The sequence below is a fragment of the Ensifer sp. D2-11 genome (assembly GCF_054161295.1).
On record NZ_CP096433.1, the window covers coordinates 2,948,756 to 2,968,009 of the forward strand.

A 19,254-nucleotide genomic window follows, 5' to 3' on the forward strand; every position below is an offset into this window, starting at 1 on the left:
GCGAAAGCTTCGGCCCGACAGGCTACTCCATCTTCTTCGCTAACGCCGCAGGCGACCCTAAGCCGCGCGTTCAGCCCGAAAGGACATCCAATGAAGACCCGCAAGCTCGGTAACGAACTCACCGTTTCGGCCGTTGGCCTCGGCTGCATGGGCATGAGCTTCGCCTATGGCGAAGCCGACGAGAGCCAGTCGATCCGCACGCTCCACCGCGCCATCGAACTCGGCGTCGACTTCTTCGATACGGCGGAAGTTTATGGACCTTATGAAAACGAGAAGCTACTCGGTAAGGCGCTGAACGGCCGGCGGGACCGGGTGGTGATCGCCACCAAGTTCGGTTTCCGCATCGACCCGGGCAAGCCCGCCGCCGAGGCGATCAAAGGCGTCGACGGCCGGCCGGAAAATGCGAAGGCCGTCGCCGAGGCCTCCCTCAAGCGACTCGGGACGGACGTCATCGACCTCTATTACCAGCACCGCGTCGATCCCGCCGTGCCGATCGAGGAAACCGTCGGCGCGATGGCGGAACTGGTGAAGGAGGGCAAGGTGCGCGCAATCGGGCTTTCCGAGGCAAGCGCCGCCACCATCCGCCGCGCCCATGCCGTGCATCCGATCGCAGCGATACAGAGCGAGTATTCGCTCTGGTCGCGCGACCCGGAACAGGAGGTGCTCGACACCTGCCGCGAACTCGGCATCGGCTTCGTGCCCTATAGCCCGCTCGGGCGCGGCATGCTGACAGGCACCATCCGCAAGGTCGAAGACCTCGCTGCCGACGATTTTCGCCGGTCGCTGCCGCGCTTCCAAGAGGAGAACTTCGAGGCCAACGCCGCGCTGGTCGCGACGCTCGAAAGGCTCGCCATGGAGAGAGGCGTTACAGCCGCCCAGCTCGCGCTCGCCTGGGTCGTCAACCAGGGCGAGGACATCGTTCCTATCCCCGGCGCGCGCAGGATCGAGCACCTCGAGCAGAACGTCGCCGCCGCCGGGATCGTCCTCACCGGCAGCGAACGCGCCGAACTCGGCGAAGCGCTCTCGCCAACGCTGGTCGCCGGCAATCGCTACACCGATGCATCGCTGGCGCTGACGAACAGGTGAACCGATGAACCGGTGGCTCTAACGGTTGGATGGGGCATCGCAATTTCGTTGCGATGTCCTACCTATGAGGGTGTCCGCCTTCATCGGGACTGGAACGGCCTGGGGGCGGATAGTCACCACAGGCGTCTACCGTTCCGGAAAGGAGGGATCATCCATGTCCGAAGAGCAGGCCATCAGCGCGGTTGTCCATCTCTATGTCGACGGCATGGCCTTCGCCAATGAGGGAGCGTTGCGCAAGGCTTTCCATCCGAGCGCATCGATCGTCGGCAATTCAGGCGATGCCGTCGAGTGGCTGACACGCGACGCCTTCATCGCCTCCATCGTCAGGGAAGGCGCGGCGCCGCCGGATGCGCAGCCGCTCATGGAAGTGGAGATGGTCCACATCACCGGCGACGTCGCCAGCGTGAAGGTAATCGATGAATTCGCCGGCGCGCGCTATTCGGACTATCTGTCGCTCTTGAAGGTCGACGGGCGGTGGCTGATCGTCAACAAGGTCTGGCACCGGCACGGCTAGAGCTGGATGAGGAAAAGTGTGCGCGGTGAACTCCGCCCCTCATCCGCCTGCCGGCACCTTCTTCCCGCAAGCGGGGCGAAGGGACTCGCGGGACCCTCCTGCTCCTCCATCGGCTACCGGATAGCTGCTGGCGCGCCGCTTGCCCCTTCTCCCCGTCAGAACGGGGAGAAGGTCGCGGCAGCGGGATGAGGGGCCGCACACGACGTAAAGCGCACGTCGCGTCTGTCGAAGGGAACTCCGTCACCCTGCCGGCACCTTCTTCCCGCAAGCGGGGCGAAGGGGAATCGTGGCCGCCTTGGCACCGTCCCCCTCCATCCATCAGGCGCGCAGCACGCCGCCTGTGCTCTTCGCCACATTGGCGACGATCCGGGCGGTCAGGGCCTCGAAGTCCTCGTCCGTCAGCGTGCGCTCGACCGGCTGGATCGTTACCTCGATCGCTACCGACTTGCTGCCCTCGCCGAGAGATGCGCCTTCGAAGACGTCGAAGACGTTGACTGCCGTTACCAGTTTCCGGTCGGCGCCGGAGGCGGCCCTGACGATCGCGGCGGCCTCGACCCCCTTGTCTACGACGAAGGCGAAGTCGCGTTTGACTGCCTGGAACGGCGAAAGCTCCAGCGCCGGCTTGGTGCGGGTCGCCTTCTTCTTCGGCTCCGGCATGGCATCGATATAGATCTCGAAGCCTGAAAGCGGTCCGGAGACATCGAGCGCGTCGAGGGTCTTCGGGTGGAACTCCCCGAAAGCGCCGAGGACGATCTTCGGACCGAGCTTGATCGTCCCCGAGCGGCCGGGATGATACCAGGCCGGGCCGCCGGCTTCGAACTGGACATTGGCCATGGGCACGCCGCAGGCCTCGAGCACGGCGATGGCATCGGCCTTCGCGTCGAAGACATCGACCGGCTTGCCGCCGCCCTTTACGGCGTTCGACCAAAGGCGGCCGGTGCCGTTGAGCGACGCTGTGCCGCGGCGCACGCCGCCGGCGACACGCCGCTGCGCCTCGGGCGTATCACCTTCATAGGTGCCGGAAACCTCGAAAATGGCGACATCGCCATAGCCCTTGTCGGCATTGCGCTGCGCCGCGGCCAGAAGACCCGGCAGAAGCGACGGACGCATGTCGGACATGTCGGCGGCGATCGGATTGGCGAGCTTGAGTTCCGGCTGGCCGCCGCCGAAGAGCTTCGCATGCCCTTCCGGGATGAAGGACCAGGTGACGGCTTCGAGCATGCCGCGGGTTGCAAGCGCGCGCCTGGCCTGGCGCGTGCGGATCTGCAGGGTCGTCAGGATCTTGCCGTTGACGGCATTGTGGCTTGCAAGCGGCGCGGCGACGATGTTGTCGACGCCATGGATGCGCATGACCTCCTCTACGAGGTCAGCCTTGCCGTCGATATCCGGCCGCCAGGAGGGAACGGCTACCGTCAGGCGTTCGCCGGAGCCCTCGACGCCGAAGCCGAGCTTCCTGAGGATGGAAACGCTCTCCTCGGAGGAGACCTCGAGGCCGGTCAGGCGCCTGACCTCCGAGACCGGGAAATCGACGGACCTGGGCTCGTGGCCGTCATAGCCGACGACGTCCATCTTGGCCGCGGTGCCGCCGCAGAGCTCCAGCACCAGCTCGGTCGCCCGTTCGAGGCCGGGCGCCATGTATTCCGGATCGACGCCGCGCTCGAAGCGGTAGCGCGCATCGGTGATGATGCCGAGCGTGCGGCCGGTCTTGGCGATATTCATCGGATCCCAGAGCGCCGATTCGATCAGCACGTCGGTGGTGTTCTCGTCACAGCCGGAATGCTCGCCGCCCATGATGCCGCCGATCGACTCGACGCCTTCTTCGTCGGCGATCACCACATTGGCCGGCGACAGCGTATATTCGCGCGTGTCGAGCGCCAGTACCTTTTCGCCTTCCCTTGCACGGCGGACCGTCAGGTTGCCCGCGACCTTCGCCGCGTCGAAGACGTGCAGCGGCCGGCCCTGGTCGAAGGTCAGATAGTTGGTGATATCGACCAGCGCGTTGATCGGGCGGAGGCCGATGGCCGTCAGCCGTTGGCGCATCCAGGCGGGGCTCGGGCCGTTCTTCACGCCGCGCACGAGGCGAAGCGCGAAGCCGGGGCAGAGATGCCTGTCCTCGCCCAGATCGAGTCGAACCTTGACGGGCGTCTCGCCTTCCACGGCGAAGGACGGCGCCGGGCGCGTCTTCAAGGTGCCGAGACCGGATGCCGCGAGATCGCGGGCGATGCCGTGGACGCTGGTGCAATCCGGCCGGTTCGGCGTCAGGTTGATCTCGATGACCGGATCGTCGAGGCCGGCATAGTCCGCATAGCTGGTGCCCAGAGGCGCATCCTCGGGCAGGTCGATGATGCCGGTGTGATCGTCGGAGATCTCCAGCTCCTTTTCCGAGCACATCATGCCGCGGCTCTCGACGCCGCGGATGTTGCCGACGGAGAGCGTCACGCCGATGCCGGGCACGTAGGTGCCGGGCGCGGCGAAGGCGCCGACGAGGCCCTTGCGCGCGTTCGGCGCGCCGCAGACGACCTGCACCGGCTCGCCGGAGCCGGTATCGACCATCAGCACTCTGAGCTTGTCGGCATTTGGGTGCTGCTCGGCGGAGATCACCCTGGCGATGACGAAGGGCTTGAAGGCCGCCTTGTCGTCGACATCCTCGACTTCCAGCCCGATCATCGTCAGGCGGGCGCAGATTTCCTCGAGCGAGGCGTCGGTTTCCAGATGGTCCTTCAGCCAGGAGAGCGTGAACTTCATGATGTCACCTGTGTCCTTGATTTTCTGCGCGGGTCACGCCGAGAGGCCGCCGAAGAGCGTCGGCATGTCGAGCGGGCGGAAGCCGTAATGGGTCATCCAGCGGACATCGGCATTGAAGAAGTCGCGCAGGTCGGGCATGCCGTATTTCAGCATGGCGATGCGGTCGAGGCCCATGCCCCAGGCGAAGCCCTGATATTCGTCCGGATCGAGGCCGCCGGCCCTGAGCACGTTCGGATGCACCATGCCGCAGCCGAGGATCTCCATCCAGTCCTTGCCCTCGCCGAACTTGACGATCGGGCCGGAGCGGTCGCACTGGATGTCGACCTCGAAGGAGGGTTCCGTGAACGGGAAGAAGGACGGGCGGAAGCGCATCGTCACCTGATCGACCTCGAAGAAGGCCTTGCAGAATTCCTCAAGCACCCAGCGCATGTTGGCGACATTCGCCGTCCTGTCGATGACAAGGCCTTCCACCTGGTGGAACATCGGCGAGTGGGTCGCGTCGGAATCCTGGCGATAGGTCTTGCCGGGAATGATGATGCGGATCGGCGGCTGCCCGGCCTCCATCGTGCGTATCTGCACCGGCGAGGTGTGCGTGCGCAGCACCTTGCGCTCACCCTTCTCGTCGGGCGCGAAGAAGAAGGTGTCGTGCATCTCGCGGGCCGGATGACCTTCGGGGAAGTTCAGCGCGGTGAAGTTGTAGTAGTCGGTCTCGATATCCGGTCCCTCGGCAATTGAGAAACCCATGTCGCCGAAGATCGCGGTGATCTCGTCGACGATCTGGCTGATCGGATGGATGCGGCCGCGCTCGGCCGGCGAGGACCGGACGGGCAGGCTGATGTCCACCGTCTCGCGCGCCAGCCGTTCGGCGATCGCCGCATCCTTGAGCGCCGTCTTGCGGGCGGAGATCGCCTCCGTCACCGTGTTCTTCAGCGCATTGATGCGCGCGCCGCGGGTCTGGCGTTCCTCCGGGCTCATCGAACCGAGCGTCTTCAGCAATTCCGAGATCGATCCCTTCTTGCCGAGCGCGCCGACGCGCACCGCCTCGATCGCGCCCTCGTCGGCGGCAGCGTCGATTTCCGCCAGCAAGGTCCGTTCCAATGTTTCCAGTTCGCTCATTCTGTCCTGCCTCGATGCGGTTCGTGTATCGGTTCGACCCTTCGGCGATAGGATCGCGCCGCGAGCCGAACAAGAAAAACCCGCGCCAGCCCTGCCAGCGCGGGTTTCCCAACAATTTCAGAAACGGTCTTGGGAAAACGCTGGCTTAACGGACAGCGCTTTCAAACTCGTTTGCCGTGCCGGCTTCCTTGAGATAGGCGAGCGCCTTCTTGGAAGCTTCGACCAGGGCGCCGAATGCTGCCGGCTCATGGATCGCCATGTCGGACAGAACCTTGCGGTCGACTTCGATGCCGGCCTTGTTCAGACCGTCGATGAAGCGGCCGTAGGTCAGGCCGAACTCGCGGACGGCAGCGTTGATGCGCTGGATCCAGAGTGCGCGGAAATTGCGCTTGTTGACCTTGCGGTCGCGGTAAGCAAACTGCTTGGAACGATCCACCGCTGCCTTGGCGGCGCGGATGGTGTTCTTGCGGCGGCCGTAGAAGCCCTTGGCGGCCTTGAGCGTCTTCTTGTGCTTGGCGTGGGAGGTTACGCCGCGTTTTACACGTGCCATGTCATGATCTCCTTAAAATCCAAATCGCCAGACGTCTTAAAGACCGTTAGGCAGGTAGTTCTTGACGACCTTCTTGCCATCAGGCTCAGCGAGAACCATGGTTCCGCGCGCGTCGCGAATGAACTTGTTGGACCGCTTGATCATGCCGTGGCGCTTGCCAGCAGCAGCAGCTCTAACCTTGCCGGTTGCGGTGATTTTGAACCGCTTTTTGGCAGACGATTTCGTCTTCATCTTGGGCATTTTGCTACTCCATTGTTCTTGATATGCGAAACAGGCAGACGAAGCCCATTTCCAGCGTTAAGAACGGCCACGGCATGCCCTGCCGGACCGTTCGGACGGGGGCTTATAACCGCACATCCCGGAAAAGGCAAGCGGTCCGGAGGCCGCTCGCGCGTAAGCCTTGCCAAAAAGGAAAGCCGCCCCACGAACTCCTCCCGGGGCGGCTTCACCAAGCGTGTCTGGTCTATCAGGCTCCGCCGATCACTTCGGCGCAAGCACCATCATCATCTGGCGGCCTTCGAGCTTGGGTTCGGCTTCCACCTTGGCGATTTCCTGGGTGTCGTCCTTGACCTGCATCAGAAGTTTCATGCCGAGTTCCTGGTGGGCCATTTCGCGGCCGCGGAACTTCAGCGTCACCTTGACCTTGTCGCCTTCCTCGAAGAAGCGGTTCATGGCCTTCATCTTCACCTCATAATCATGGGTGTCGATGTTGGGGCGCATCTTGATTTCCTTGATCTCGACGATCTTCTGCTTCTTGCGCGCCTCGGCGGCTTTCTTCTGGTTCGCGTATTTCAGCTTGCCGAGGTCGAGGATCTTGCACACCGGCGGATCGGAGTTCGGTGCGATCTCTACGAGGTCGAGACCGGCCTCGTCCGCCATGCGGAGCGCCTGGTCGATCGGAATGCTGCCCAAGTTCTGGCCTTCGGCATCGATAAGCTGAACCCGGGGGACCCGGATTTCCTTGTTTGCGCGCGGTCCTTCCTTGACTGGAGCGTCCGCTTTGAAGGGTCTGCGAATGGTCGTACTCTCCTCGAGCTATTGATAGTAAATATTCGGTCAAACGGTCAGCGCGATCTCAAACAGAAGCGCTTGAAACAGTCACTGACGGCAATGTGTGAATTGCGGCTCCAGAGTCAATAGCATGGCCCGCAATGAAAATCATCCTCTGTCGATACCCGAAAGAATCTGTTTTAGAAGGAAATCCGTCATTACCAGGCCTTCAGGAGTTACTCGATGTCGACGACGCCGGCTGAAACCGAGATCACGCGGATCGAAGTAGGAACGGGCGCTGCGGCGAGAAGCATCGCCATGCGTATCTTCCGCACGGGAAATCCGCCGGATATGAAAGACGGGGATCCGCGGCATCCGGCGCTGGTCTGGCTCGGCGGCTACCGATCGGACATGACCGGGACGAAGGCGGTGGAGGTCGAGCGGCACGCGCGCGAGGCCGGCACCGACTGCATTCGCTTCGACTATTCCGGCCACGGCGCGTCGGACGGCGACTACAGGGACGGCACGATCTCGCGCTGGGTCGAGGAGAGTCTCGCCGTGATCGATCACGCCGCGACGGGGCGCATGATCCTGATCGGTTCCTCCATGGGCGCCTGGGTCGCGCTGCGCCTTGCCGAGAAGCTCAAAGGCGGCGCCCATCATGGAGAAGGTGGGGTCGGCCGCCTCTGCGGCCTCGTGCTGATCGCCCCGGCCCCGGACTTCACCGCCGAGCTCATCGAGCCCAATCTTACCGAGGCCGAAAGGACCTCGCTCGCCGAACGGGGTTATTTCGAAGAGCCATCGGAATACAGCCCCGAGCCCAATGTCTTCACCCGCGCGCTGATCGAGGATGGCCGCAACAACCTCGTCATGAAAGGGCCGATCGAAACCGGCTGCCCGGTGCATATCCTCCAGGGCATGCGCGATCCGGACGTCCCCTACACGCATGCCCTCAAGCTGATGGAGCACATGCCGGCCGACGACGTCGTCATGACCCTGATCCGCGACGGCGACCACCGGTTGTCCCGCGAGGAGGACATTGCCAAATTGAAACAGGCGATCGACGCCATGCTGACCAAAGCCTGAGCGCTCGGTTAATCCATCCGGCCTAATCAAAGTTCCCTGAGATCGCTTCGCAAGGCACAGCCAAGCCCTTGCGCTGGCGGGCTTCTGCGTCCGCCTGCCGCGAACCTTAACCATAAAACGGACTAGTCCGAATCAGGCGATTGACTCCGACAAGCGGAGTATATTAACTCTTTATTAACGATTAGAGCAGCGCAGGGGAAATTCCTAATAAAGCTGTCGACAACTTTTGATTGCGCGGATCGATCCGGAAGGTACGGATGCGGGCGCGTTGCAGGGGATCTGTATGGCGTCTTGGACCGGGGTTAAGGCAAGTTTCGCAGCGCTGTGTGCGCTTTTCATTTCAACGAACACGGCAATTCCCGCACAGGCGGGAGCTACTCCCTGGATGCAGACCGGCGCGGTGACCTCGCAGCCGATCGGGCATTACGAGTTCTGTCAGAAGTACAGGGGCGAGTGCAACGTCCGTTCGAAGGCTAAGGTGCCGCCGCGTGTCACCGCCGGCGGCTGGGCCGCCATTCGGCAGGTCAACGCCTCCGTCAACCGGCAGATCGCGCCGGTAACCGACATCGAGCTTACCGGCCGGGACGAGGTGTGGTCCTATCCGGGGAGACAGGGCGATTGCGAGGACTTCGCGCTCGAAAAGCGCAGACGCCTCATGCAGAAGGGCTTCTCCGCCGGCAACCTGCTGATGACTGTCGTGCGCAAGCCCGATGGCGAGGGCCATGCGGTGCTGACGGTCCGCACAGCTCAGGGCGACTTCATTCTCGACAATCTCGACGATGGGGTGAGGCTGTGGACGCACACGCCCTACCGCTTCCTCAAGCGCCAGGCGACGAACCACAGCGGCCGTTGGGTCACCATCGACAATAGCGGGGAAGTGCTCGTCGGTTCCGTCGGAAACTGATCCTGCCGAAACAGCTCCTTTCAAAAAGGCCGCATCCTGCGGCCTTTTTTGTTGCGTGTCGGTGAAATCGCTCGGATACCCGCAAGCGGACGCTGGCGTAACGCGCACGCCTCCACAAAGCTCCTCATTCCTGTGCTCCTTGGGCTGACAGAACGCTTCCCGCGTCACGGACGTGGCGCTGCCGGATCTCTGTGACAAGCACAGAGAATGAGGGAGGAGCGGTTGCGGTCTCTAAGCATTCCCTATGACGATGCCGGCGGCAAGAACCAGCCCGCCACCGAGCACCACCTGGAAGGCGGCCCTCAGGAAGGGCGTTTCCATGTAGCGGTTCTGAATGAAGGCGATTGCCCACAGTTCGAAGAAGACGATTGCCGCCGCCGTCATTGTCGCGGTCCAGAAATGCGGAATGAGATAGGGCAGAGCGTGGCCGAGACCGCCGAGTGCCGTCATGATGCCCGAGGCAAGCCCGCGCTTGACCGGCGAGCCGCGGCCGGAAAGCTTGCCGTCATCATGCGCCGCCTCGGTGAAACCCATCGAGATGCCCGCGCCGACGGAGGCCGACAGGCCGACGAGAAAGGTCTGCCATGTATCCTGCGTGGCGAAGGCTGCGGCGAAGATCGGCGCGAGCGTCGAAACGGAGCCATCCATCAGGCCCGCGAGGCCCGGCTGCACATAGGTGAGTATGAACTGGCGGCGTGAGGTCTCATCTTCCTCGTGGCGCACGTCGACCGGCGTATGCTTTTCGCCGAGCCGGCGGGCGAGCGATTCATGCGACTTCTCGGCAATCGCCAGATCGCCCAAGAGCTTGCGCGTCGCCGCGTCCCGCGTGCGCGCCGCGGCCTCGACGTAAAACCGGTGCGCCGCCTCCTCCATCGCCTCGGCTTCCGCGCGCGCCTTCTCGATCGGCATCTCGGCGATCAGCCAATCGGGCTTGCGCTCCGGGAAATCGCGCACGTGCTCGCGCCTAACGAGCGGGATGCGGTTGCCGAAACGGGCGACATGCAGGTCGATCAAGGCCTGACGGTGATGGCTCTCCTCCTCCGCCATTTCCTCGAAGACCCTTGCGGAATGGGGATATTTTGCGCGCAGAGCGTCGGCATAGGCGAGATAGATGCGCCCATCGTCCTCTTCCGAGGATATGGCGAGGGCAAGGATTTCCTGTTCGCTCAAGGACAGGAACGGTCGTTTGTAACGGGAGAAAAGTCGGGAGAGCATCACGAAGCCTTCTTTAGAATAATTCTAAATAGGCGCCGATTCATGACGCGTCAAGGCGGCGGATCGGCGGCACCGCGTCTTCTTCGACGGTGTCCGAACTATATGATCGGCGTCCGCAACCCCTCCCCAACCCCTCCTCACAAGGGGGCTTCCCCGCGGCACTCTCCGCGCCAAAACGATGGCGACGCGGTGACGGTGAGGCAAGTTAAACCCCTCCCCCTTGTGGGGAGGGGTTGGGGAGGGGTAAGCCTGGGGTTGAGTTAAACCGCCAGATCGAGCGCCTTTTCCTTTTCGATATAGGTGCGCTGCAGATCGGTGACGTAGTCGCGAACGATCGGCGCCGCGTCTCGTGAACGCGACAGCTGCATATGGAAGACGAGCTGGCTGCCGGTGCGGAACATCATTTCCGCGCTGATCAGGTAGAACTCCCACATGCGGGCGAAGCGCTCGTCGTACATCGCCACCACCTTGTCGCGATTCTCATCGAAGCGCGCGCCCCAATGGGCGAGCGTCGTCGCATAGTGCACGCGCAGGAATTCGAGATCGGTCACCCACAGGCTATTGCGTTCGACCACCTCGAACACCTCCGACAGTGCCGGGGAATAGGCGCCGGGGAAGATATATTTCCGCAGCCAGGCGCTTGCCATGCCGGGCGGGCTCATATGGCCGATCGAATGGAGCACGGCCAGCCCGTCATCCGGCATCAGCGCATTCAGTTTCTTGAAGAACTCGTCGTAGTGATGGACGCCGACATGCTCGAACATGCCGACCGAAACGATCCGGTCGAACGGCCCCTCGACATCGCGATAGTCCTTGAGCTCAAAGCGCACGCGGTCGGCCATTCCGGCCGCACGTGCCCGCTCGGAGGCGAGCGCCTGCTGTTCCCTGGAAAGCGTGACACCCAGAACCTCGACGTCTTCGAGCGCGGCCAGATAGAGGGCGAGATCGCCCCAGCCGCAGCCGATGTCGAGCACCCTCATGCCCGGCTTCAGACAGAGCTTTGCCGCAAGCAGCCGCAGCTTGTTGCGCTGCGCAGCCTCCAGCGTCTCGTCCGGCTCGCGGAAATAGGCGCAGGAATAGAGCATGTTCTCGTCGAGGAACAGCTGGTAGAAATCATTGCCCAGATCGTAATGATGCGCGACGTTCTGCTGCGCCTTGCCCTTGGGATTGGCCTGCTGGCGCTTGCGGAAACGCATTTTCACCGCCCGCAACAGCTTCTGGGTCGGATAGGAGCCGAGCGACAGGCGGTTGATCGAAAAGAGCGTCAGGAAGTCCCGCAGCGTCGAGCCTTCCTCGAACCGCATGGTCCCGTCCATATAGGCTTCACCGGCGGCCAGCTCGGCATTGAAGACGAGGCTGCGATAGAGTCGCTTGTCGGTCAGCCGCATCGTCACGCTCGGCCCCGGCTCGCCGGCAAAGACGTGCCTCTTGCCGTCGGCATCGATTACCGTAAGCGTCCCCTTGCGAATGAACGACTTCATCATATGCGATAGTGGAAACATGCAGTGCCGCACCTCTCATCCCGATCCAGAGGGCGGCATCCTAAAGCACATCCAGGAAAAATGTGTAGCGGTTTTCCGTGCGGACGTGCGTCGTTTCAACGTGCTGGAGCGTTTATGAAATGCGGGCCGGATTTGCGGCTACGCACGGGAAACGAAAACGGGGACGGCAGTCAAAGACTGCCGTCCCCGTTTCGACTTCTGCCCGGACCAGATCAGTCCTTGGCGCGCTCGACATAGGAGCCGTCTTCCGTCGCAATGACGACGCGGGTGCCAGCCTGGATGTGCGGCGGCACCAGGGTACGAACCCCGTTCGAAAGCACGGCCGGCTTGTAGGAGGAGGAGGCCGTCTGGCCCTTGACGACCGGCTCGGTCTCGGTGATTTCGAGAGTGACGTGGCGCGGCAGGTCGATGGCGATGGCAATGCCTTCGTGGATCGACAGCATCACGGCCATGCCTTCCTGAAGATAGGCCTTCAGGTCGCCGATGTCTTCGGAGCTCATGACGAGCTGGTCGTAGCTTTCCGGGTTCATGAAGTGGAAGCCTTCGCCATCTTCATAAAGGAAGGTGTGCTCGCGGTCTTCGACGAAGGCGCGCTCGACCTGCTCGGTCGTGCGGTAGCGCTCGGAGACCTTCACGCCGTCGGAGATGCGGCGCATGTCGACCTGCGTGACCGGCGTGCCCTTGCCCGGATGGAAGTTCTGCGCGGTGAGCACGACATAGAGTTTGCCGTCGACGTCGAGAACGTTGCCCTTGCGGACCGAAGAAGCGATGACCTTGACCATTAGTCTTCCTTGTAACAGAGGTATCAGCGACACGAGCGGGCCGGAGATCGGCCCGGAAGGGACGCGAAAATTCAGTTTTCGCGCCGCCACTATCCTAATTTCGCGCAAATAGCCAGCCTGAGCGGGCATTCGCGCGGAAGAAAGCCTGGACCGAACCGACCATGCCGCATGCTTCTCCCTGGTGGACTCCCGACGTCCATGCCGACCGGCGCCCCTTCCTGATCGGGCGCAACCGCATCCAGTCGGCGCTCCGCCGGTTCTTCGACGAACGCGACTTCATCGAGGTCGACACGGCAGCGCTGCAGGTGTCGCCGGGCAACGAGGCGCATCTGCATGCCTTTGCGACCGAGGCGCTTGGGCTCGACGGCTCCGTCCAGCCGCTCTATCTCCACACCTCGCCCGAATTCGCCTGCAAGAAGCTCATCGCCGCCGGCGAGCGGCGCATCGCCTGTTTCGCCCATGTCTACCGCAACCGCGAGCGGGGCCCGCTGCATCATCCGGAATTCACCATGCTCGAATGGTACCGCGCCGAGGAGGGCTACGAGACGCTGATGCACGACTGCGGCGAGATTCTCGCGCTCGCCGCAGAGACAGTCGCCGCTCGGTCCCTCGTCTATCAGGGGCATGAATGCGATCCTTTCGCCGAGCCGGAGCGGCTCTCCGTCGCCGAGGCCTTCGCGCGCTTCGCGGGGCTCGACCTCCTCGCCTCGGTCCGGGAAGACGGCTCCACCGACCGCGAGAGCCTGGCGGCGGCCATGCGGGAGGCGGGCTTGCGTGTCGCCGGAGACGATAGCTGGGCCGATCTCTTCAGCCGCGTGCTCGTCGAAAGGATCGAGCCCAATCTCGGCTTCGGGCGCGCCACGATCCTCGACGAATATCCGGTTGCCGAGGCAGCGCTTGCCCGGCCTGCAGCCGCAGACTCTCGCGTGGCAGAGCGTTTCGAGCTCTATGCCTGCGGCGTCGAACTCGCAAATGCCTTCGGTGAATTGACCGATGCCGCCGAGCAGCGCCGCCGGTTCGAACTGGAAATGGCGGAGAAGGCGCGGGTCTACGGCGAGACCTACCCGATCGACGAGGATTTCCTCGCGGCGCTCGCCGGCATGCCCGAGGCGAGCGGCATCGCACTCGGCTTCGACCGGCTGGTCATGCTGGCAACGGGCGCATCCCGCATCGATCAGGTCCTTTGGGCCCCGGTCGCGGAGGCCACGCCATGACCGCGGAACGCGCCATCAGAACAGCGCGTGAGCTCGCCGACGCCGGTCTGGTCGGTCGAGAGCAGGAAGAGGCGATCTCCCGGGTCGCGTCCCGCTACGCCGTCGCCATCAGCCCGACGATCGCCCGCCTGGTCGACCGGGACGATCCGAACGACCCGATTGCGCGGCAGTTCGTGCCCGACATGGCCGAACTCACGCTCATGCCTGAAGAGCGTGCCGATCCGATCGGCGACGGAGCGCACAGCCCGGTTGCCGGTATCGTCCACCGCTATCCGGACCGGGTGCTCCTGAAGGCGGTTCATGTCTGCCCGGTTTACTGCCGCTTCTGTTTCCGCCGCGAAATGGTCGGCCCCGAGGGTCTCGGCACGCTCACGCCCGCGGAACTCGATGCGGCGCTCGCCTATATCGCCGGGCGCCCGGAAATCTGGGAAGTGATCCTGACCGGCGGCGATCCGCTGGTGCTCTCGCCCCGGCGGCTCGGCGATATCATGGTGCGGCTCGCAGAAATCGACCATGTCAAGGTCGTGCGCTTCCACACGCGCGTGCCGGTGGTCGAGCCGGACCGGGTGGATGCGGGGCTGATCGCCGCTTTGAAGAGCAGCGGCAAGGCGACCTATGTGGCGCTTCATGCCAACCATCCGCGGGAACTCACCGCCGAGGCCCGCGCCGCCGCCGCGCGGCTGATCGATGCGGGCATCGTCATGGTGAGCCAGTCGGTGCTGCTGAAAGGCGTCAATGACGATCCGGACGTGCTCGCCGCACTGATGCGCGCCTTCGTCGAGACACGGATCAAGCCCTATTACCTGCACCATCCGGATCTTGCGCCCGGCACCGGCCATTTCCGGCTGTCCATCGAGGAGGGCCAGGCGCTCGTCGCCTCTCTGCGCGGACGCGTATCCGGCCTCTGCCAGCCCGCCTACATCCTCGACATTCCCGGGGGCCACGGCAAGGCCGTCGTCAGCGCCAGCGCGATCGAGGCGGAGGGCGGCGGCTGCTACACGGTCACCGACTTCCGCGGAAACAGGCACGACTATCCGCCGAAGGGGTGACGCAGCATCGCCCCTCATCCGGCTGCCGCCACCTTCTCCCCGCAAGCGGGGAGAAGGGACAGGGGCACCACCTTCGCCTCCTAGACTGAGACCAGATCACGATGCTTTTAGGTCGGGCCGCCCTATGCGGGCGGAAAACCGCGCACACTTTTCCTCATCCCGTCTAGGTCGATCGAGGGACGGAGACGGCGCCGCGAGTCACCTTCTCCCCGTCAGCGGGGAGAAGGTGGCCGGCAGGCCGGATGAGGGGCATTTCGGAAATTGAAAAGGCCGCCCGGACAATCCGCGCGGCCCTTCGTCATCACGTTGAAGCCGTTCAGCCCTGTTTGATCGGCGCGATCGAGATTTCGACGCGGCGGTTCTGGGCACGGCCGACCTCGGTGGCGTTCGACGCAATCGGCCGCTCCAGGCCGTAGCCTACTGCCGACATGCGCCGCTGGTCGACGCCGCGGCTGGCGAGATAGTTGGCGACCGAGGCCGCGCGCCGCTCCGAAAGTCCCTGGTTGTAGGAGGCGCTGCCGGTCGAGTCGGTGTGACCGTCGACGTCGATCAGCGTCTTGTTGAACTTGCGCAGCACGATCGCAACCGAGTCGAGCGTCGAGTAGAAGGCCGGAATCACCTGGTCGCGGTCGGTCGCGAAGGTGATGTTCGACGGCATGTTCAGGATGATGCGATCGCCGGCGCGGGTGACCGAAACGCCGGTGCCCTGCAACTGCGCCCGCAGTTCGGATTCCTGCTGATCCATGTAGTTTCCGACCAGGCCGCCGCCGAGAGCGCCGATGCCTGCGCCGACAAGAGCGGCATCACGCCGGCCCGCCGCACTGCCGCCCACCAGAAGACCGGTCGCAGCGCCGAGACCCGCGCCGATCAAAGCGCCTCCGGCCGTGTTCGACATCTTCTGTTCTCCCGTATAGGGATCGGTGGTGGTGCATCCGGAAAGATAGACGGCCACGACAGCCAGGATGGCGCATTTCTTGATCATCGAATCAATTGTCCCCATTGGTGCTCAGGATCGGTTCATACTATCGATTGCGGCAGGAAGATGAAGGGGCCTTCTACTTTCCTCTATCGGGAGTATTGCGGTGCACCATTTCTGCCGGACCTCGCCACATTGCTGACCAGAGGGCCCGCTAACCGGAGGTTCATGCGCCTGGCGCTATGGTCTGCCAGGCCCGGTTCGGCGTAAAGAATGCGAGCCGCGGGCACCGCATGGAGCGCCCGCAAACCGTGAAGGGAAAAATTATGGCGGTCGAGTTCGGCGATTCGCAACGCAGCCTCAGCGACACGCTCACCGGCATGATCGCGTCGATCAGAGGCAACACGATCACGCTGCGCGAGCTGATGATCGAGATCGGCGAGCAGGGCTTCCTCCTTCTCTGCGCGCTGCTGACCCTGCCGTTCCTGATCCCGGTTTCCATTCCGGGCGTCAGCACCGTCTTCGGGGCGGCCATCATTCTCATTTCGCTCGCGATCACCCTCAATCGCATGCCCTGGCTGCCGAAGCGCATCCTCGACCGGGAGATCGCCACGGAAAAGCTCGTGCCGACGCTCCGAAAAGGTGCGGCACTGGTCTCGAAGCTCGACCGCTATGTGCGCCCGCGGCTCAATTTCCTGACCGAAGGCGCCCTGATGAACCGTTTCAACGGCCTGATGATCATGGCCGGCGGCGTGCTTCTCATGTTTCCGCTCGGGCTGATTCCGCTGTCGAACACCCTGCCCGGCATCGCCATCCTGCTCCTGTCGCTCGGCATCATCCAGCGCGACGGGCTGATGGTGGCCGGCGGCTATTTCTTCCTGGTCGCGACCACCGTTTATTTCGCAGTTCTCGGCTATGCCGCTTTCGCCGCCGGCCAGGGCCTCTCGCACTTCTTCGTTTCGTGATCGCGGCAGCACCGGATGAGGCCATCCGAGCCGCCCTATGTGGCAAGGTGCTTGTAGAAGAACGTCGTTGCGCAATAGCGGCCGTCCGGCATCAACGCATAGTCGGGAACGATACCGGCGCGCGTCCAGCCAAAGCGCTCGTAGATCGCTTCCGCCGGCTCGCCGGTCGCCGTGTCGAGGACCAGCACTCTTCTGCCGCGCCTGACGGCTTCCGCCTCGGCCGCATCCATCAGGCGACGCGACAGGCCGAGACCGCGGGCGTCGCGGTGGACGAGCAGCTTTCTGACGTCGGCGCGATGCGGCTGGTTCGGCATGGTGCTGACGCCGAGCTGCACGGTGCCGACCATCCGGCCGTCGACTTCGGCCGAGAGGAGCACCGTTTCGCTGCGCCCGACGGCCGCGGCGACGCCCTCCCAGAAGTGAACGGCGTCATTCGGCGAAAACGGTTGCATGAAGCCGACCGAAGCGCCGCCTTCGACGCAATCGGAGAGAATTTCGGCCAGAGCCGGCAGGGCGGCCAAGGTGTCTCCTGCGGTGAGCACGCGGATATCGACGTCGGGCATGTCAGACCTTGTTGCGGCAGAGGATGACGGCGTAATGCGCCGGCTCTTCGTGGGGATTGTGAAAGATGTGGGCCTCTTCAAGCCCCATGAACAGGCAGTCGCCCGGCTCCAGGAGCTGCCGTCCGCTTTCCATCGTCAATTCGAGGCGGCCGGAGAAAAGCCAGAGGTGCTGGGTGATGCCGCGGTCCATGGGCTGTCGCTCGAAGACGACACGAGCACCGGGCGGAAACTCGACCTCGACGATGTCGACCGGCGAACCGACGCCTTCGGGTGAAACCGAACGGCGCAGATAGCCGCTTTCGGGATCGCGCCACAGCCGCTGCTCCGCGTGCCGGGCCAAGGGCGAGGCCTCGCTCCTTTCGGAAGCAAAAAGCGCCGAAAGCGTCGTGCCCAACGCGCTGCAGAGCTTCGCCAGAAGCTGCGCCGTCGGGCTCGCCTCGCCGCGCTCGATGCGCGAAATCATAGCGCGGCTGACGCCGGAGCGGCCGGCCAGGTCGTCAAGCGTCAGGTCCCGCGCCATGCGCAGCTCGCGCAGGCGCATGGCCATGGTCTCTTCGAGAGGGGCAATCGCGTTTTCCATTATCAGAGATTGCATTTCTCATATAGTGGAGTCAAGACGATCGGAGCGAGAAATAAGTTTTGCGCATGCCGCTTTGACGACAGCCCCGGGCCGCGTCCTGGCTTATCGTCCGGATTCTGCGCCGGTTCTGAAAAACATTCAACTTCAATAATTTAGATCAGCTTCAGACGATCGGCAGGAGGACAGGCAGATGCATCGATCTCCTTCGTCGCTGCTGTCGATCGCGAGCATAGTCGCCTCGATGACATCTGTCGCGGTCGGCAACGGCATGATGCTCGCCTATGTGCCCTTCGTGCTGACGCGCTCGGCGGCGCCGGATTGGGTCCCGGGAGCCGCCGTGACGGCGATTGCCTTCGGCGGGCTGATCGGCTGCCTCATGGGCGGCTCGCTCATTCGCCGCGTAGGCCACGCCCGCGCCTTTTCCTGCTCGATGGCGCTGGTCATTCTCGCGGCGCTGATGATCAGCCTCGGCGTCCACCCGCTGCTTTGGGTCGTCGCACGCGGCCTCTACGGCATTGCGGCCAACATGAATTTCATCATCACGCAGAGCTGGCTCAATCATGCCAGCGAGAACCACTGGCGCGGCCGGGCGATGGCGCTCTTCTACATGGCCTATGTCATCGGGCTTGGCGCCGGCGCCTGGCTCTTCGGGCAAATCCCGGTCGAGGGCAATCTCGCCCCGATCGTCACGATCTTCTTCACCGCGGTCGCCATCCTGCCGATCGGCCTCACGCGGCTGCCGACGCCGCCCGCCCCTGCCAGGGTCAGCATCGACATTCCCATGGTCTGGCGGATTTCTCCGGTCGCCTTCATCGGCGTGCTTGCCTCCGGCGGCCTTTCCATGCTGGTGCAAGGCTTTACGCCGATCTACGCCGCCGCCAATTCCGTCAGTCAGAAGGAAGTAGCGGCATTGATGTTCGTCATGCAGTTCGGCCTGCTCTTCATCCAATATCCGATGGGCGCCCTTTCAGACCGCACCGACCGCCGGATCGTCCTCATCGCCACCTGTACGCTCGTCATCGCGGCGGGCATCGCTGCGCTCGCCGTCTCCTTCGACAACCTTCTCCTGCTCATGCTGGTTTTCGCGATGTTCGCGGGGGCGGTCGAGACGGTCTATTCGATCGCCAATGCGCATGCCAACGATCGCACCGATCCGGCAGATTTCGTGCCGCTCGCCAGCACCATGCTGGTCGCCTGGTCGGCGTCGGCGACCCTCGTGCCGATGCTCGTGACCTTGCTGACGCCGGCCTTCGGCCAACGGACCTTCATCTATGCGACGATGACGGTGGCGCTCCTCTACGCCCTTTTCGTGCTCGTTCGCCTCCGCTCGCGCGAACGCGTCCCGCCCGATCTCTGCGACAGCTTCGAATTCAAAAGCGCCCAGGTGCCGAATGCCGTGGCACTCGCAGAGACGGAAGCGCGAGCGGAACGGCCGGTCAGGCGCCCGGATTTATAGTGAACGAAGCCTTCATTTCCC

General features: G+C 63.7%; 19 protein-coding genes. 8 read left to right on the plus strand and 11 right to left on the minus strand.

From position 1 onward, the window contains the following. Nucleotides 1-90: 90 nt before the first annotated feature. Complete coding sequence (locus M1D34_RS14180; RefSeq protein WP_498779567.1) at nucleotides 91-1,086, plus strand: aldo/keto reductase; 996 nt, start codon at nucleotides 91-93, stop codon at nucleotides 1,084-1,086. Nucleotides 1,087-1,240: 154 nt separating this feature from the next. Next, nucleotides 1,241-1,600, plus strand: a complete 360-nt coding sequence (locus M1D34_RS14185) for a nuclear transport factor 2 family protein (RefSeq protein ID WP_004435473.1) — start codon at nucleotides 1,241-1,243, stop codon at nucleotides 1,598-1,600. Nucleotides 1,601-1,918: 318 nt separating this feature from the next. Here the strand turns inward: M1D34_RS14185 and pheT are convergent, their stop codons facing one another. The 5 genes from pheT to infC form a co-directional block, all read right to left on the minus strand. Next, nucleotides 1,919-4,345, minus strand: a complete 2,427-nt coding sequence (gene pheT / locus M1D34_RS14190; protein WP_498779570.1) for a phenylalanine--tRNA ligase subunit beta — start codon at nucleotides 4,343-4,345, stop codon at nucleotides 1,919-1,921. 33 nt (nucleotides 4,346-4,378) lie between these two features. Beyond that, nucleotides 4,379-5,461 carry a phenylalanine--tRNA ligase subunit alpha gene (pheS, locus tag M1D34_RS14195; RefSeq protein WP_004435478.1) on the minus strand — a complete coding sequence of 361 codons (1,083 nt, stop codon included), beginning with the start codon at nucleotides 5,459-5,461 and terminating at the stop codon, nucleotides 4,379-4,381. Nucleotides 5,462-5,606: 145 nt separating this feature from the next. Further along, nucleotides 5,607-6,011, minus strand: a complete 405-nt coding sequence (gene rplT, locus M1D34_RS14200) for a 50S ribosomal protein L20 (RefSeq protein ID WP_004435481.1) — start codon at nucleotides 6,009-6,011, stop codon at nucleotides 5,607-5,609. Between the two features lie 36 nt (nucleotides 6,012-6,047). Continuing rightward, entirely contained in the window at nucleotides 6,048-6,251 is a 204-nt protein-coding gene (rpmI, locus tag M1D34_RS14205) for a 50S ribosomal protein L35 (protein WP_004435490.1), read from the minus strand. Nucleotides 6,252-6,491: 240 nt separating this feature from the next. After that, the gene (gene infC / locus M1D34_RS14210; protein ID WP_014527030.1) at nucleotides 6,492-7,028 is read right to left on the minus strand and encodes a translation initiation factor IF-3; all 537 of its coding nucleotides are present in this window, start codon (nucleotides 7,026-7,028) and stop codon (nucleotides 6,492-6,494) included. Nucleotides 7,029-7,244: 216 nt separating this feature from the next. Here infC and M1D34_RS14215 point away from each other — a divergent pair, with 216 nt between their 5' ends. Both M1D34_RS14215 and M1D34_RS14220 read left to right on the plus strand, forming a co-directional pair. Then, nucleotides 7,245-8,087 carry an alpha/beta hydrolase gene (locus tag M1D34_RS14215; RefSeq protein ID WP_027990452.1) on the plus strand — a complete coding sequence of 281 codons (843 nt, stop codon included), beginning with the start codon at nucleotides 7,245-7,247 and terminating at the stop codon, nucleotides 8,085-8,087. Between the two features lie 283 nt (nucleotides 8,088-8,370). Next, nucleotides 8,371-8,991 (plus strand): transglutaminase-like cysteine peptidase, encoded by a 621-nt coding sequence (locus M1D34_RS14220; RefSeq protein WP_010968472.1) that lies wholly within the window; start codon nucleotides 8,371-8,373, stop codon nucleotides 8,989-8,991. A gap of 231 nt (nucleotides 8,992-9,222) precedes the next feature. Here the strand turns inward: M1D34_RS14220 and mbfA are convergent, their stop codons facing one another. The 3 genes from mbfA to efp all read right to left on the minus strand — a co-directional run bounded on the left by mbfA (nucleotide 9,223) and on the right by efp (nucleotide 12,490). Beyond that, entirely contained in the window at nucleotides 9,223-10,206 is a 984-nt protein-coding gene (mbfA, locus tag M1D34_RS14225; RefSeq protein ID WP_010968471.1) for an iron exporter MbfA, read from the minus strand. Between the two features lie 260 nt (nucleotides 10,207-10,466). Next, nucleotides 10,467-11,708, minus strand: a complete 1,242-nt coding sequence (gene cfa1, locus M1D34_RS14230) for a cyclopropane-fatty-acyl-phospholipid synthase (protein WP_498779573.1) — start codon at nucleotides 11,706-11,708, stop codon at nucleotides 10,467-10,469. Nucleotides 11,709-11,920: 212 nt separating this feature from the next. Beyond that, nucleotides 11,921-12,490, minus strand: a complete 570-nt coding sequence (gene efp, locus M1D34_RS14235) for an elongation factor P (protein WP_004435501.1) — start codon at nucleotides 12,488-12,490, stop codon at nucleotides 11,921-11,923. A gap of 161 nt (nucleotides 12,491-12,651) precedes the next feature. Here efp and epmA point away from each other — a divergent pair, with 161 nt between their 5' ends. Beyond that, entirely contained in the window at nucleotides 12,652-13,704 is a 1,053-nt protein-coding gene (epmA, locus tag M1D34_RS14240; RefSeq protein ID WP_127598476.1) for an EF-P lysine aminoacylase EpmA, read from the plus strand. Continuing rightward, a complete protein-coding gene (locus M1D34_RS14245; protein WP_027990449.1) occupies nucleotides 13,701-14,753 on the plus strand; it encodes a lysine-2,3-aminomutase-like protein in 1,053 nt (350 codons plus the stop codon). The genes epmA and M1D34_RS14245 overlap by 4 nt, the downstream gene beginning before the upstream one ends. Nucleotides 14,754-15,069: 316 nt before the next feature. Here M1D34_RS14245 and M1D34_RS14250 read toward each other — a convergent pair whose 3' ends face one another. Then, on the minus strand, nucleotides 15,070-15,735 hold the full coding sequence (locus tag M1D34_RS14250) for a YiaD family glycine zipper/OmpA-like lipoprotein (RefSeq protein WP_004435511.1): 666 nt from the start codon (nucleotides 15,733-15,735) through the stop codon (nucleotides 15,070-15,072). A 260-nt stretch (nucleotides 15,736-15,995) separates the two neighbouring features. Here M1D34_RS14250 and M1D34_RS14255 point away from each other — a divergent pair, with 260 nt between their 5' ends. Next, nucleotides 15,996-16,634: an exopolysaccharide biosynthesis protein gene (locus M1D34_RS14255; RefSeq protein WP_014530016.1), complete on the plus strand. Its 639-nt coding sequence runs from the start codon at nucleotides 15,996-15,998 to the stop codon at nucleotides 16,632-16,634. Between the two features lie 35 nt (nucleotides 16,635-16,669). Here M1D34_RS14255 and M1D34_RS14260 read toward each other — a convergent pair whose 3' ends face one another. Then, complete coding sequence (locus M1D34_RS14260; RefSeq protein ID WP_498779577.1) at nucleotides 16,670-17,197, minus strand: GNAT family N-acetyltransferase; 528 nt, start codon at nucleotides 17,195-17,197, stop codon at nucleotides 16,670-16,672. Nucleotide 17,198: 1 nt separating this feature from the next. Next, a complete protein-coding gene (locus M1D34_RS14265) occupies nucleotides 17,199-17,777 on the minus strand; it encodes a helix-turn-helix domain-containing protein (protein WP_013845005.1) in 579 nt (192 codons plus the stop codon). A 190-nt stretch (nucleotides 17,778-17,967) separates the two neighbouring features. Here M1D34_RS14265 and M1D34_RS14270 point away from each other — a divergent pair, with 190 nt between their 5' ends. Further along, nucleotides 17,968-19,233 (plus strand): MFS transporter, encoded by a 1,266-nt coding sequence (locus M1D34_RS14270; RefSeq protein WP_107607924.1) that lies wholly within the window; start codon nucleotides 17,968-17,970, stop codon nucleotides 19,231-19,233. The last annotated feature ends 21 nt before the right edge of the window (nucleotides 19,234-19,254 follow it).